Raw genomic sequence first — 13434 nt, forward strand, 5'->3', positions numbered from 1 at the left:
GCCCCCGACTGTCCTCCGCCCCGGTGAACGGGGGAACAACGGGAAACGGTCACTGTGGGGCCCCAAGCCCTCCCGTCGCGCCCCTCGGAATTCGGCGCGGCAGCCCCTACCGTGCCGTCATGCGGATCTCGACCACGATCTTCCTGACCGACGAGACCATCACCCCCGTGCGGCTCGCCCGCGAGCTGGAGCGGCGCGGCTTCGCCGGGCTCTATCTGCCCGAGCACACCCACATCCCCGTCGAGCGGACCACGCCCTACCCGGCCGGCGGGCCGCTGCCGCCGGAGTACGGGCGGGTGCTCGACCCGTTCGTCGCGCTCGGGCAGGCCGCCGCCGTCACCGAGCGGCTGCTGCTCGGGACCGGCGTCACCCTGGTGACCGAGCACGACCCGATCGCGCTCGCCAAGCGGATCGCGACCCTCGACCACCTGTCGGGCGGGCGCTTCACCCTCGGCGTCGGCTTCGGCTGGAACCGCGAGGAGGCCGACGACCACGGCGTCACCTGGTCCACCCGGCGCGAGCGCACCCGCGAGGCCGTGCACCTGATGCGCGCCCTGTGGGCGCCCGAACCCACCGCGTACACGGGGGAGTCGGGCCTCTCCGTACGCGCCTCCCACGCCTGGCCGAAACCGCCGGGCGGCGCGCCCCGCGTCCTGGTCGGCGGGGCGGCGGGCCCCAAGCTCTTCGCGCACATCGCCGACTACGCGGACGGCTGGATGCCCATCGGGGGCCGCGGCCTCACCGAGACGCTGCCGAGGCTGCGCGAGGTCTGGGAGGCGGCGGGCCGCGACCCGAAGGCCCTCCAGACGGTCCCGTTCGCCGTCCACCCCGCCCCCGGCAAGCTCGCCCACTACGCGGACCTGGGCTGCGAGGAGGTCGTGGTCCAGCTCCCGCCGGGCGGGGAGGGGGAGGTGCTGCGGACGCTGGACACGTACGAGCGGTATCTGCCGTGACGGCGCTATAGTGCCACTATGGCAACGACGACGATTCAGGTCTCCCGGGAGACCCGCGATCACCTGGCCTCCCTCGCCGCCGAGCGCGGGCTCACCCTGGGACAGCTCGTCCAGCAGCTCGCGGAGCGGGAGCCGACCCGCGAGCAGATCGCCGAGCGGCTCAAGGCCGACCGCGAGGTGGCCCGCCGCAACATGGGCGTGGAGATGAGCGACGAGGAGTTCGACCGGGCGCCCGACGTCCTCGGCAACATCTACCGGATCGCGGCCGAGAAGGTGCGGGCCGCACGGGACGACGCCGCGTGATCATCCTCGACACCAGCGCCATCCTGGCCGTGGCCGAGGGCCACAAGGCCCTCAACCAGCTCGCGGCGAACATGGCGAACACGCCGGGCGACGTCATGTGGGCACCGGCCCTGTGCCTGGCGGAGGCGGTGGCGGCGGACGAAGGCGTCAGCCGCGCCGTCCTCGGGCTCTCCTCGGTCGTGGTCGACAACCTCGACACCGTCGCGGCCGTCACCGTCGGCACCCTCGTGCGCGACGGCTTCGGCTCCCCGGACACCTGCCACGCGCTCTACTGCGCCTCGCCCCGGGCGCAGTTCACCGGCATGTCGATCCTGCTCACCGCCCACGAGGGCCGCTACCCGCCCGGCATCGTCACCGTGGACATCGACGCCCCCGGGATACTGGGCTACCACTGACCGCGCCGTCAGGTCCGCCCCGCCCCCACGGCCCATGTCCCCCCACCGCCCCCGCTCGTATGCTCGGTCCATGACGGATCACCAGGCACGACGCCCCGCAGGACCCACCGAGAACGCGATGCGGCGCGCGCTCAGGCGGGCCAGGGACGGGGTAGCGCTCGACGTCGCCGAGGCCGTGGTGCTGCTCCAGGCGCGCGGGGACGCGCTCGCGGAGCTGGTCGGCGTGGCCGGGCGGGTGCGGGACGCCGGGCTCGAAGCCGCCGGGCGGCCCGGCATCGTGACGTACTCGAAGAGCGTCTTCATACCCCTCACCCGGCTCTGCCGGGACAAGTGCCACTACTGCACCTTCGTCACCGTGCCCGGCAAACTCCGCCGCGCCGGCCACGGGATGTTCATGACCCCCGACGAGGTCCTCGACATCGCCCGCCGAGGCGCCGAACTCGGCTGCAAGGAAGCCCTCATCACTCTCGGCGACAAGCCCGAGGACCGCTGGCCCGAGGCCCGCGAGTGGCTCGACGCGCACGGCTACGACGACACCCTCGCGTACGTCCGCGCCATGGCGATCCGGATCCTGGAGGAGACCGGACTCCTGCCGCACCTCAACCCCGGCGTCCTGTCCTGGACCGACTTCCAGCGGCTCAAGCCCGTCGCCCCCAGCATGGGCATGATGCTGGAGACCACCGCCGAGCGCCTGTGGAGCGAGCCCGGCGGCCCCCACCACGGCTCGCCCGACAAGGAGCCCGCCGTCCGGCTGCGGGTCCTGGAGGACGCCGGCCGCTCCTCCGTCCCCTTCACCTCGGGGCTGCTGCTCGGCATCGGCGAGACCTACGAGGAGCGCGCCGAGTCCCTGTTCGCGCTGCGCCGCGTCGCCCGCGCCTACCACGGCGTCCAGGAACTGATCATCCAGAACTTCCGCGCCAAGCCCGACACCGCGATGCGCGCGATGCCCGACGCCGAGATCGACGACCTCGTCGCCACCGTCGCCGTCGCCCGCCTGATCATGGGCCCGAGCGCCTGCCTCCAGGCGCCCCCGAACCTGGTGGACGCCGAGTACGAGCGGCTCCTCGCGGCCGGCGTCGACGACTGGGGCGGCGTCTCCCCGCTCACCATCGACCACGTCAACCCCGAGCGCCCCTGGCCGCAGATCGAGGAGCTCGCCGCACGCTCCCGCGCCGCCGGCTTCGAGCTGCGCGAACGCCTCTGCGTCTACCCCGAGTTCGTCCGCCGCGGCGAGCCCTGGCTGGACCCCCGGCTGCTGCCGCACGTCCGCGCCCTCGCCGACCCGGAGACCGGCCTCGCGAACCCGGACGCCGTCGTCCGCGGCCTGCCCTGGCAGGAGCCCGACGAGGCGTTCACCGCCGCCGGCCGCACCGACCTGCACCGCACCATCGACACCGAGGGCCGCACCGGCGACCGCCGCGAGGACTTCGACGAGGTGTACGGGGACTGGGACGCGCTCCGCGAGGCCGCCGCGCCCGGCATGGTGCCGCAGCGGATCGACACCGACGTCCGCGAGGCCCTCGCCGTCGCCGCCGACGACCCCACCCGGCTCACCGACCCCCAGGCGCTCGCCCTGCTGCACGCCGACGGCCCGGCCCTCGACGCGCTGACCCGGATCGCGGACGACGTCCGCCGCGCCGCCGTCGGCGACGACGTCACGTACGTCGTCACCCGCAACATCAACTTCACCAACGTCTGCTACACCGGCTGCCGCTTCTGCGCCTTCGCCCAGCGCCGCACCGACGCCGACGCGTACACCCTCTCCCTGGACCAGGTCGCGGACCGCGCCCAGCAGGCGTGGGAGGTCGGCGCGGTCGAGGTGTGCATGCAGGGCGGCATCCACCCGGACCTGCCCGGCACCGCCTACTTCGACATCGCGCGGGCCGTGAAGGAGCGCGTCCCCGGGATGCACGTGCACGCCTTCTCGCCGATGGAGGTCGTCAACGGCGCCTCCCGCACCGGGCTCTCGATCCGCGAGTGGCTGACGGCCGCGAAGGAGGCGGGGCTCGACTCGATCCCCGGCACCGCCGCCGAGATCCTCGACGACGAGGTCCGCTGGGTGCTCACCAAGGGCAAGCTGCCCACGGCCACCTGGATCGAGGTGATCACCACCGCGCACGAGCTGGGCCTGCGCTCCTCGTCCACGATGATGTACGGGCACGTCGACCAGCCCCGGCACTGGCTCGGGCACTTCCGCACGCTCTCCCGCATCCAGCAGGAGACCGGCGGCTTCACGGAGTTCGTGACCCTGCCGTTCATCCACACCAACGCGCCGGTCTACCTCGCGGGCATCGCCCGCCCCGGCCCCTCCGTGCGCGACAACCGGGCCGTCATCGCGATGGCCCGGCTGCTGCTCCACCCGCACATCCCCAACATCCAGACCAGCTGGGTGAAGCTGGGCACGGAGGGCGCGGCGGAGATGCTCCGCTCGGGCGCCAACGACCTCGGCGGCACCCTCATGGAGGAGACCATCTCCCGTATGGCCGGGTCGAGTTACGGCTCCTACCGCTCGATCCGCGACCTGGAGGCCATCGCGGAGAGCGCCGGCCGCCCGGCGAAGCCCCGTACGACGCTGTACGGGGAGGTGCCGGACGAGCGGCAGCGCACGGCGCGGGCGTCGGACGGACACCTGCCGGAACTGCTGCCGCTCGTCCAGGACTAGGGGCCCGGAGGCCCGGAGGCCCGGGGGCTCGGGGGTCAGCCCACCAGGAGCTCGCGCTTGAGCTCCTTGAGCTCCTGGTGGTCGACGCCGATGCCCTTGCGCAGGTACGCGCGGAAGGAGCCGTACTTCTGCTCCACCTCGTCGAAGCTGGCGTTCAGGTAGCCGGGGCGGACGTCCAGGAGCGGCTTGTAGACGGCGGCCTGGGCGGGCGGCAGGTGGGAGAGGACGGCCTCGTTGGCGGCGGCCCGGTAGGTGTTGCTGGCGAGGTAGTCGGCCATGACCGTCTCCTCGGGCACGCCGAGCGCGGTCAGCAGCGCCGCCTCGGCCCAGCCGGTGCGGTCCTTGCCGGCGGTGCAGTGGAACAGCACGCCGCCGTCGCCGATCCGGTCGAAGACCGTGCCGTACGCGGCCTTCGCCGTGTCGCCGCTCACCATGAAGCGGTTGCCCTGGACCATCATGCCCTCGGCCTCGGCCGGGGACTTGGGCATCGTGGCGAAGGTGCCGGTGCCCGCGAGCACGTCGGCGACGCGGTAGCGCGCGCCGGCCGGGACGCGGTCGGGGGCGCTGGTCCGCTCGGACTCCATGCGCAGGTCGAAGACCGTGCGGATGCCGAGCCGCTTCAGCTTGGCCAGGTCGGCGTCGGTGGCCTTGTCGAGGGCGTCGGAGCGGTAGACCTCGCCCATCTTGACCCAGTGCCCGTCGCGGGTGCGGTAGCCGCCCGCGTCGCGGAAGTTGACCGTGCCCTGGAGCCGGATCAGCCGGTCGGCCAGCCGCAGCGAGCCGCCCCGCTCGGGGACCAGGTCGAACCATCGGCGGTCGGCGGAGGGCAGCCCGGTCACGGTGACGCTGCCGGCGGAGCCGCCGCGGGCGACCGTGCGCCCGTCGGTGCGGACGGCGACGGACCGGACGCCGGGGGCGTTCCAGGTGACCGTGAAGGTGCCGCCGGCGTTCTCGGTGACGGTCGCGGCGGTGAAGGGGATGGCGGTGCGGGAGTGCTCCGCGCGCCCGTGCTCGGGGCGGGTGTGCGCGGAGGCGGTCGGGGCGCCGAGACCCACCAGGAGCGCGGCGGCGGCCAGCGCGGCGGAGGCGGTCTTGACTCGTGTCACAGGACTCATGGCGCGGATCGTTCTGGCCCGCCGCGAACAACCGGTGAACTGCGGTCGAAACGCTACCGAAAATGGACTGTCAGGCGTCGGATCACATAACGCTCCGATCCCCGAACGAGCGCATCCGGTCTATTACAGTGCTGGACCAGAAGCGCCGACCGGGGGAGGCACGTCGTGACCACCACAGCCGCTGCCGTGTGGGGCCGCACCGAACAGCAGGACTTCCGCGCCCGCGTCCGCGGCTGCCTGCTCGGCGGCGCCGTCGGCGACGCGCTCGGCGCGGGCGCGGCCGGCCGCACCCTCGCCGAACTCCGCGCGGCCCACGGCCCCGGCGGCCTGACCGAACCGGTCCCCGCGCACGGCCGCCGCGGCGCCGTCACCGCGGCCACCCAGATGTCGCTGTTCACCGTCGACGGCCTGATCCGCGCCCAGGTCCGCCGCGACACCGGCGCCTGGCACCCGCCCACCGACGTGCACCGGGCGCACCTGCGCTGGGCGGCCACCCAGCGCGACTGGGGCCCGGACGAGCGGCGCCCCGGCCTCGGCTGGCTGGCCCGCGAGGAGTGGCTGTACGCCCGCCGGGACCCGGCCAGGGCCTGCCTGACCGGCTTCGGCGACGAGGTCCTCGGCACCCTGGACAAGCCCAAGAACCCGCGGGCCGCCGACTCCGGGGCCCTGGTCCGCTCGGCGCCCTTCGGCCTGCTCGTCGGCTGGGAGCCGCAGCTCGTCTGCCAGCTCGCGGTCGAGTGCGCGGCGCAGAGCCACGGCGACCCGGCCGGCTACCTCGCGGCCGGCGCCTTCGCGGTCGTCGTGCACGGGGCGGCCCGCGGCGACAGCGTGGAGGGCGCGGTGCGCACCGCGGTCGGCCAGCTCGCCGCGCGCCCCGGCCATGCGCCGGTGACCGCCGCCCTGGAGGCCGCGCTGGCCGCCGTACGCGCGGGGGCGCCGGACGCGGAGCGGGTGGCGGCGCTCGGGGCGGCGGAGGACCGGGCCGAGGGGCAGCTCGCGGCGGCCGTCTACTGCGCGCTGGTCGGCGAGGACGTCCGGCACGGGCTGCGGCTCGCGGTCAACCACGACGGCCCGTCGGCGGCGACCGGCGCCCTGACCGGGGCGCTGCTGGGCGCCGTGCACGGGGAGACGGCGCTGCCGCCGGCCTGGCTGGCCGGCCTGGAGGGCCGGGCGACGGTCCTGGAGCTCGCCGACGACCTCGCGATGGAGCTGACCCAGGGCGCCGCCCTGCACGGCCCCGCCGACGCGGCCCCCGACTGGCTGGCCCGCTACCCCCGCGACTGACCGGGCCGGACCCCGGCCCCGGCGGGGCGCTCAGCGCATCAGCTCCCCCGCGTTGACCAGCAGCGACTGCCCGGTGATGGCGCGCGCCCGGTCGGAGGCGAGGAAGGCCGCCGCCTCCGCCACGTCCCCGTCGGTGGCCAGCTCCGGGAGCGCCATCCGCTCGGTGAGCCGCCCCAGCACCTCGGCCTCCGGGACCTGCTCGGTGTGCGCGGTGAACTGCACGTACGCCTGCACCGGCGGCCCCCACATCCACCCCGGCAGCACGGTGTTGACCCGGATCCGGTGCGGGCCGAGCTCGCGCGCCATCGAGTACATGGCCGAGGTCAGCGCCCCCTTGGAGGCCGCGTACGCCGCCTGCCAGACCTGCGAGGGCGCGGCGACGGCCGACTGGGTGCCGATCAGGACCACCGAGCCGCCGCGCTCCTTGAGGGCGGGCAGGCAGGCCCGGGTCATCCGCAGGGTGCCCAGCAGGTTGACGTCCAGGACGCCTTGCCAGGTGGCGAAGTCGGCGTCCTCAAGCCCTCCGAAGTACGAGTCCCAGGCGGCGACGTGCACCACGGCGTCGATCCCGCCGAAGCGCTCCACGGCGAGCGCGGCCAGCGCCTCGCACTGGGCCTCGTCGGTGATGTCGGTGACCCGGTAGGCGGTGCGGTCGCCGCCGGGGTCGATCTCGGCGGCGGTCTTGGCGAGGTTGGCCTCGGTGCGCGCGCCGAGCACCGCCCGGCCGCCGTCCCGGACGACCGTCTCGGCGATCCGGTGGCCGAGCCCGGCGCCGACGCCCGACACGACGACCGTCTTTCCCTGGAGCAGTCCTTGGAGCGGCATCCGGAACCTCCCTGGGCCTGTTCAATGATCTGACGGCCCGTCAGAGTAGGTGCACGGAACCGAGCAGGGAAGGGGCAGGACGATGAGCGACACGGATACGGGCACGGATACGGGCCCGGGGGCGGGCGCGGGAACGGCCGCGGGGACCGGCGCGGAGACGTACGCGGAGCTGGCCGCGACCGGCCCGTACGGCGTGCGCCCCGGCCACGCGCTGATCACCATGGTCGAGCCGCACCCGGGCCACGAGTACGCGTACAACCGCTGGTACGAGGACGACCACTACTACGCGGGCGCGATGGCGATGCCCTGGATGTTCGCGGGCCGCCGCTGGGTCGCCACCCGCGCGCTCCAGGAGCTGCGCGGCCCGGAGAAGTCGGCGGTCGCCCAGCCGGTCACCGCGGGCTGCTACCTCTCCACGTACTGGATCACCGAGGGCCGCTACGACGAGCACATGAAGTGGACCGTCGGCATCAACAAGCGCCTCAACCGGGACGCCCGGGTCTACCACGACCGCACCCACGTCTTCACCGCGTTCCAGGACCACGAGGCGACCGTCTACCGGGACGGGGCGGCCGGCCCCCGGGACTTCCACGCCCTCGACCACCCGTACGCCGGGCTGGTCCTCCAGGTCGTCGACACGGAGGGGCCGGACGCCCGGGACGCGCTCGTGGAGCGGCTGCGCTCGCGCGAACTGCCGCGCCGGCTCGCGGGATCCCCCGCGGCGATGGTGACGCTCTTCCGGCCCACCCCGCTGCCCGGGGACCGGATGACGTACGTGAAGCAGGTCGAGGGGGTCGACAACCGGCTGACCCTGCTGTGGTTCCTGGAGGCCGATCCCCGCACCTGCTGGGAGGAGCACTTCGCGGACCTGGCGGCGGCGGAGTGGGGGGCGGGGGCGCGGGTGGAGCTGGTGGCCCCGTTCATCCCCACGGTCCCGGGCACGGACCGCTACGTGGACGAGCTGCGCTAGGACCTGTCCGGCGGACGGGAGGGGCCGGGAGGGGGCCGGAGGGGGCCGGGAAAAGCACCGAGCCCCCTCGGCCAGGACGGCGGACCGGACGAGAGGGCTCTACTCCTGTGGTGCGACGGGACGCGGGGTCACAGGGACCCGGCGCTCACCTCGCCCACGAACGCGTTCCAGGTGCCCGGGCCGAAGGACAGGGAGGGGCCCTCGGGGGCCTTGGAGTCACGGACCGCGATCGCGCTCACGACGGGGGACTTGACCTCGACGCAGGCCCCGTTGCCGCCGGAATAGGAGGACTTGGTCCAGGTGTCCGTGCCGCCCTGAATGATGCCCATGTTTCTCACTCCGGTTTCTGTAGGTGTCACGCCCACGTCCATCTGCCGTGGTGTGATCGACGCTACTGGTCCCGCCCGTCCGGCGGGACCGGCGTTCACTCGACCGGATGGCATATTCCAACTGTGCTTCCGTCAGGGAGAGTCAGGGGTGTACCGTGCCCGCCTCCTCCCCTTCCCTCTCCTCCTTGTACTCCTTCGCGATCCGCGCCACGAACTCCCGGGTCTGCTCCGCGTTCAGCGCCTGCGCCCGCAGGTGCTCGTACATCACGCTGTACTTGGCGACGTCCTGCGCCTTCTCCAGATACAGGTCGCTCGTCACGCCCTCGATGTACACCACGCTGGAGTCCGAGGTGTCGGGGAACTCCAGGATCGCGTAGTGCCCGCTGATGCCCGGATGCGCGCCCATCTCGAACGGCAGCACCTGCACGGTCACGTGCGGCAGCAGCGACTGCTCGATGAGGTGCTCCAACTGCTGCGCCATCAGCCGCCGTCCGCCGACCACCCGGCGCAGCGCGCCCTCGTCGATGACCACCCACAGCCGCAGCGGACGCTCGTCGTCCTTGATGCGGTCCTGGCGGCGGGTGCGGACCGTGACCCGCTTGTCGATGTCGGCGGCGGTCGACTCCGGCAGCGCCCCGCTGATGACCGCCTCGGCGTAGCCGTGCGTCTGGAGCAGCCCCGGGATGATCTGCGGCTCGTACACCCGCAGGCTCTCCGCGTCGGTCTCCAGACCGATGTAGACGCTGTACGGGATGTCGCCGAAGGCGTGCCACCAGCCCTGCTGGCGCGAGTCCTTGGCCATCTGCATGAGCGAGTCCACCACTCGCTCGTCCTCGACCTCGTACACCCCGCACAGGTCGCGGACGTCGCGCTGGCTGATGGAACGGCGGCCGTTCTCAAGGCGGCTGATCTTCGACTGGGAGACGAGGAGACGCTCGGCGACCTGCTCGGCCGTCATGTTCTTCGCTTCCCGGAGCCGGCGCAGCTCCTGGCCCAATCGGCGTCGCCTGACGGTGGGGTTGACACTGGACGCCACGGAAACTGCACCTCCGGCTGTCGGCTGCGTAGCTGTGAGTATCTACTGCTTGGCAGACTGCCACCAAAGGTGTGGTGTGCGCTGGGAAATCACCAGACGGACGCAGGGGACGCCGGGTGCGCGGGACGCCCGTCACGATGGACGGCCGTCCCGCGCCCGTACGCGGCTCCCGGTGCGGATCGGGGGCGTGGGCCGCGCGCCGCTCGGACGCGGGCCGCACACCCGGGGTCACACGGCGCGGGCCATGCTTCCCCGGCGCGGCTGCTGCGGGACCCCGCTCGCCGCCGCGTTGTTGCGGCGCGGCTGTGCGGCCACGCCGTTCTGGACGTCCATCACGGCGTGCGCCACGAGGCCGCCCATGGGGTCGTGCCGGATCAGGTCGCGCAGCCGGGACCGCGACGACCGTCCTTCGTTCCCCGGGTACAGGTGCTTGCCGAGACCGACCGCGTGGGCCAGCGCGGCGAGCGCCGCGGTCCGCGGGTCCGGCGGTACGCCGGTGCGGATCGCACTGTCCAGCCGGGATCGGATGTCCCGGCTGATCGCCGTGTCCGTCGCCTGGTAGCGAGTCGTCGGCAGCACCCCGCACATCTGGCCCTCCACGGCATGCACCATGCCGCAGCGCTCCAGGTGCGCGAGATAGATCTGACGCAGCCCCAGCCGGGGCCCGCCGATCCAGTGGACGGCCCGGACCGGACTGCCGCGCCTGCGCAGCAGTTCCAGTGCGGAGTCCAGAGTCGGATCTCCGGTCGGCCGTGGCATCACCACGGCGATACGATCCCCGTCAGGGGCTATCCGTCCTGCCAGAGCCAGCTCCACTAGCTGTGCTCCGGCGAGGCCGAGGTCGAGCGACTGCGGCTGCGCTGTGGTACCCGTGGCCGGGTCCAGAGCGAGCAGCAGAAGCTCCTCCGGAATTGTTCTGCGGCTCCTGCCCATCCATGCCTCCCCGCGTGGATGAATGACAGGGTGACCCCTCTCACATTCATCTGTCGAGAGTGCCTGGGCGCTTCGTACGGGAACCGGCAGGTATGTCGTTCTCGTCTAGCACGGGAGCCGGGGGGTCCACACGGGACACTGGTAGACGGTTCGGACGTCCGGACGAGTTCCGGACGCTTTTCGCATGACGTTCGATTGACGTTCGTTTGACGCATGGAGGCGGCACGATGGCGGGCGAGTCCCCCGACAAGGCGGAGCAGCGGGAGAGCGCGGCCGGCGGAGAGGGCAAGGACCCGAGGCTGTCCGTGCTCCAGGACCGCGTGGACGAGCCGACGGCGGTCTTCAAGGCCCTGTCCCCGCGGCAGGCGCCGGAGGCGGCGGGAGCCGCCGGGGACGCGGACGGGGCGGACGGGACGGAGCCCGACGCGGTCGAGGGGGCCGAGGAGCCGGCGCCCGAGGACGACCGGCTGAAGGAGGCCGTGGCGGCGTGGGTGGCCACGGACGAGGAGGGGGCGGACGGCGAGGACGGCAAGGGCGGCGAGGCCGAGGCTGACGCCGACGCCGATGCCGGGTCCGATGACGCCGCCGGGTCCGATGAGGCGAAGCCTGCGGCGGACGCCGCCGCGTCGGCCCGCACCACCTCCTGGGCGAAGAAGGACGCGGACGGGGACGCGAATGACGCGGACGCGGACCCGGAGACGGTCGAGGCCGCCGCCGAGGAGCCGAAGCCCGAGCCGAAGCCCGAGCCCGAGCCGAAGCCCGAGCCGGAGGCCGGGAAGCCGTCGGCCGAGGAGCCGTCGGCCGAGAAGCCCGCCGAGTCCTGGTTCGCCGCGCGCAAGCCCGCGGAGCCGAAGCGGGAGTCGGCCCCCGAGCCGGAGGGGAAGCCCGCCGCGGCGCCCGCCGCGCCGCCCGTGGACCAGCCGACCGCGGTCTTCAAGGCCCCGAAGCTCCCCGCCGAGCCGAAGGCCGAGCCCGCCGCGGCGAAGGCCGCGCCCGCCGAGCCGAAGCCGGCCGCGCCCGCCGAGCCGCCCGTGGACCAGCCCACGACGGCCCTGAAGCTGCCCGAGTCGATGTTCCGCCCGCTCAAGGGCGACATCACCCAGGAGCAGCCGAAGCCGGCACAGAAGCCGGCCGCCCAGGCCCCGGCCGTACAGCCCGCCGCCTCCGCCCAGCCGCCCGCCGCCCAGGCGCCCGCGTCGCTCGCGGAGCCGGAGCGGACCCGGCAGCAGCCGCTGCCGCCGCGTCCGCCGCTGGAGATCCTGGCCGAGCTGACGAACACCCCGCCGCCGCCGGAGACCCCGCTGCGGACCGGGGTGCGCCGGGTCAAGATCTGGACCCCGCTGATCTTCCTGGTCCTCGTCGTGTTTGCGGTCGTACAGCTCGTACGCCCGCTGCCGGCCCCGAAGCTCACGCTGTCGGCGGCCCCCACGTACACCTTCGAGGGCGGCGAGCTCGCGCTGCCGTGGCCGTCCGAGGGCCAGGGCGCGGTCGAGGTCGAAGGTGTCGGCTCGATGGGCACGTACGGCCCGCAGAAGACCGCGCCGATCGCGAGCGTCGCGAAGACGATGACGGCGTACGTGATCCTCCGCGACCACCCGATCAAGGGGAACGAGTCCGGCCCGGAGATCGAGGTCGACGCGACCGCGGGCGAGCAGGCGAAGGCGAAGGACGAGTCGACGGCGCCGATCAAGGAGGGGGAGAAGTACACGCAGAAGCAGCTCCTCCAGCTCCTGATGATCCCCTCGGGCAACAACGTGGCCCGGCTGCTGGCGCGCTGGGACGCCGGTTCGGAGGCCGCGTTCGTCGAGAAGATGAACGCCGCCGCCAAGGAGCTCGGGATGACCGGCTCGGCGTACACGGACCCGTCCGGCCTGCAGTCGAGCACGATGTCCACGCCGCAGGACCAGATCAAGCTGGGCAAGGCGGTCATGCAGTACGACGTGTTCCGCGAGATCGTGGACATGCCGAACCTGACCGTCCCGGGCATCCCCGGCCGGATCGAGAACAACAACACGATCCTGCTCCAGCCCGGCGTGACCGGCATCAAGACCGGCTCCTCGACCCCGGCCGGCGGCAACCTGCTGTGGGCGGCGAACACGGTCGTCGACGGCCGGAAGTACCGGATCATCGGCATCGTCATGGGCGCGAAGGACGCGAACCAGCTCTACCAGAAGCTGGAGCTGGCCATCGCGAACAGCCTCAAGATCATCCAGAAGGCGCAGAAGGACGTCACGTCCGCGGCCGTGGTGAAGAAGGGGCAGGTCGTCGGGTACGTGGACGACGGCATGGGCGGCCGGACGCCGGTCGTGGCGACCAAGGAGCTGAAGGCCGTCGGCTGGCCGGGCCTGAAGGTGAGCCTGGAGCTCACGAACGGCGGTAAGGCCCTCCCGCACTCCGGGAAGGACGGCGACGTGGTCGGCGAGGTGTCGATCGGCACCGGTACGGGCAAGGTCAGCGCCCCGGTGGCGCTCCAGGGCGACCTCGTCGAGCCGGGCTTCGGCAAGAAGCTGACCCGCGTCGGCTGAGCCGGCGGGCCGCTCGCGGCGGGTGCCCGGGGAGCTCCCCGGGGGCTCGCCAGCGGGATGTGTTCGGCGCCGTCGAAGACCAGGTGCTCGTAGACCTCGTCCGT

At 73.4% G+C, this 13434-nt stretch carries 12 protein-coding genes; 7 read left to right on the forward strand and 5 right to left on the reverse strand.

Translation table 11 applies throughout. The annotated features are described in order from the left end of the window. Positions 1–119: 119 nt before the first annotated feature. The 4 genes from AB0C99_RS18515 (at position 120) to AB0C99_RS18530 (ending at position 4313) form a co-directional block, all read left to right on the forward strand. Positions 120–953: an LLM class F420-dependent oxidoreductase gene (locus tag AB0C99_RS18515; RefSeq protein ID WP_362476077.1), complete on the forward strand. Its 834-nt coding sequence runs from the start codon at positions 120–122 to the stop codon at positions 951–953. Positions 954–971: 18 nt separating this feature from the next. After that, positions 972–1256 carry a hypothetical protein gene (locus AB0C99_RS18520; protein WP_362476079.1) on the forward strand — a complete coding sequence of 95 codons (285 nt, stop codon included), beginning with the start codon at positions 972–974 and terminating at the stop codon, positions 1254–1256. Beyond that, on the forward strand, positions 1253–1651 hold the full coding sequence (locus tag AB0C99_RS18525; protein WP_362476080.1) for a hypothetical protein: 399 nt from the start codon (positions 1253–1255) through the stop codon (positions 1649–1651). The genes AB0C99_RS18520 and AB0C99_RS18525 overlap by 4 nt, the downstream gene beginning before the upstream one ends. A 70-nt stretch (positions 1652–1721) precedes the next feature. Beyond that, positions 1722–4313: a bifunctional FO biosynthesis protein CofGH gene (locus AB0C99_RS18530; RefSeq protein ID WP_362476081.1), complete on the forward strand. Its 2592-nt coding sequence runs from the start codon at positions 1722–1724 to the stop codon at positions 4311–4313. Positions 4314–4348: 35 nt separating this feature from the next. On the opposite strand, the gene AB0C99_RS18535 is transcribed toward AB0C99_RS18530, so the two are convergent. Then, positions 4349–5428 (reverse strand): tyrosine-protein phosphatase, encoded by a 1080-nt coding sequence (locus AB0C99_RS18535; protein ID WP_362476083.1) that lies wholly within the window; start codon positions 5426–5428, stop codon positions 4349–4351. Positions 5429–5593: 165 nt separating this feature from the next. Here AB0C99_RS18535 and AB0C99_RS18540 point away from each other — a divergent pair, with 165 nt between their 5' ends. Continuing rightward, a complete protein-coding gene (locus AB0C99_RS18540; protein ID WP_362476084.1) occupies positions 5594–6712 on the forward strand; it encodes an ADP-ribosylglycohydrolase family protein in 1119 nt (372 codons plus the stop codon). A gap of 30 nt (positions 6713–6742) precedes the next feature. Here AB0C99_RS18540 and AB0C99_RS18545 read toward each other — a convergent pair whose 3' ends face one another. After that, complete coding sequence (locus AB0C99_RS18545; RefSeq protein ID WP_362476086.1) at positions 6743–7537, reverse strand: SDR family oxidoreductase; 795 nt, start codon at positions 7535–7537, stop codon at positions 6743–6745. A gap of 82 nt (positions 7538–7619) precedes the next feature. Between AB0C99_RS18545 and AB0C99_RS18550 the strand changes: the two genes are divergently transcribed. Then, positions 7620–8507, forward strand: coding sequence for a hypothetical protein (locus tag AB0C99_RS18550; RefSeq protein WP_362476088.1), 888 nt, complete (start codon positions 7620–7622; stop codon positions 8505–8507). Between the two features lie 128 nt (positions 8508–8635). Here AB0C99_RS18550 and AB0C99_RS18555 read toward each other — a convergent pair whose 3' ends face one another. The 3 genes from AB0C99_RS18555 to AB0C99_RS18565 all read right to left on the reverse strand — a co-directional run bounded on the left by AB0C99_RS18555 (position 8636) and on the right by AB0C99_RS18565 (position 10805). Further along, complete coding sequence (locus tag AB0C99_RS18555) at positions 8636–8836, reverse strand: DUF397 domain-containing protein (protein ID WP_362476090.1); 201 nt, start codon at positions 8834–8836, stop codon at positions 8636–8638. A 142-nt stretch (positions 8837–8978) separates the two neighbouring features. Beyond that, on the reverse strand, positions 8979–9872 hold the full coding sequence (locus tag AB0C99_RS18560) for a helix-turn-helix transcriptional regulator (protein WP_362476092.1): 894 nt from the start codon (positions 9870–9872) through the stop codon (positions 8979–8981). 228 nt (positions 9873–10100) lie between these two features. After that, positions 10101–10805, reverse strand: coding sequence for a GPP34 family phosphoprotein (locus AB0C99_RS18565; protein ID WP_362476094.1), 705 nt, complete (start codon positions 10803–10805; stop codon positions 10101–10103). 227 nt (positions 10806–11032) lie between these two features. On the opposite strand from AB0C99_RS18565, the gene AB0C99_RS18570 reads away from it, so the two are divergent. Beyond that, positions 11033–13330, forward strand: coding sequence for a D-alanyl-D-alanine carboxypeptidase (locus tag AB0C99_RS18570; RefSeq protein WP_362476096.1), 2298 nt, complete (start codon positions 11033–11035; stop codon positions 13328–13330). The last annotated feature ends 104 nt before the right edge of the window (positions 13331–13434 follow it).

It is taken from the genome of Streptomyces sp. NPDC048659, from assembly GCF_040650575.1.
In the GTDB taxonomy this organism is placed as follows: Bacteria; Actinomycetota; Actinomycetes; order Streptomycetales; family Streptomycetaceae; genus Streptomyces.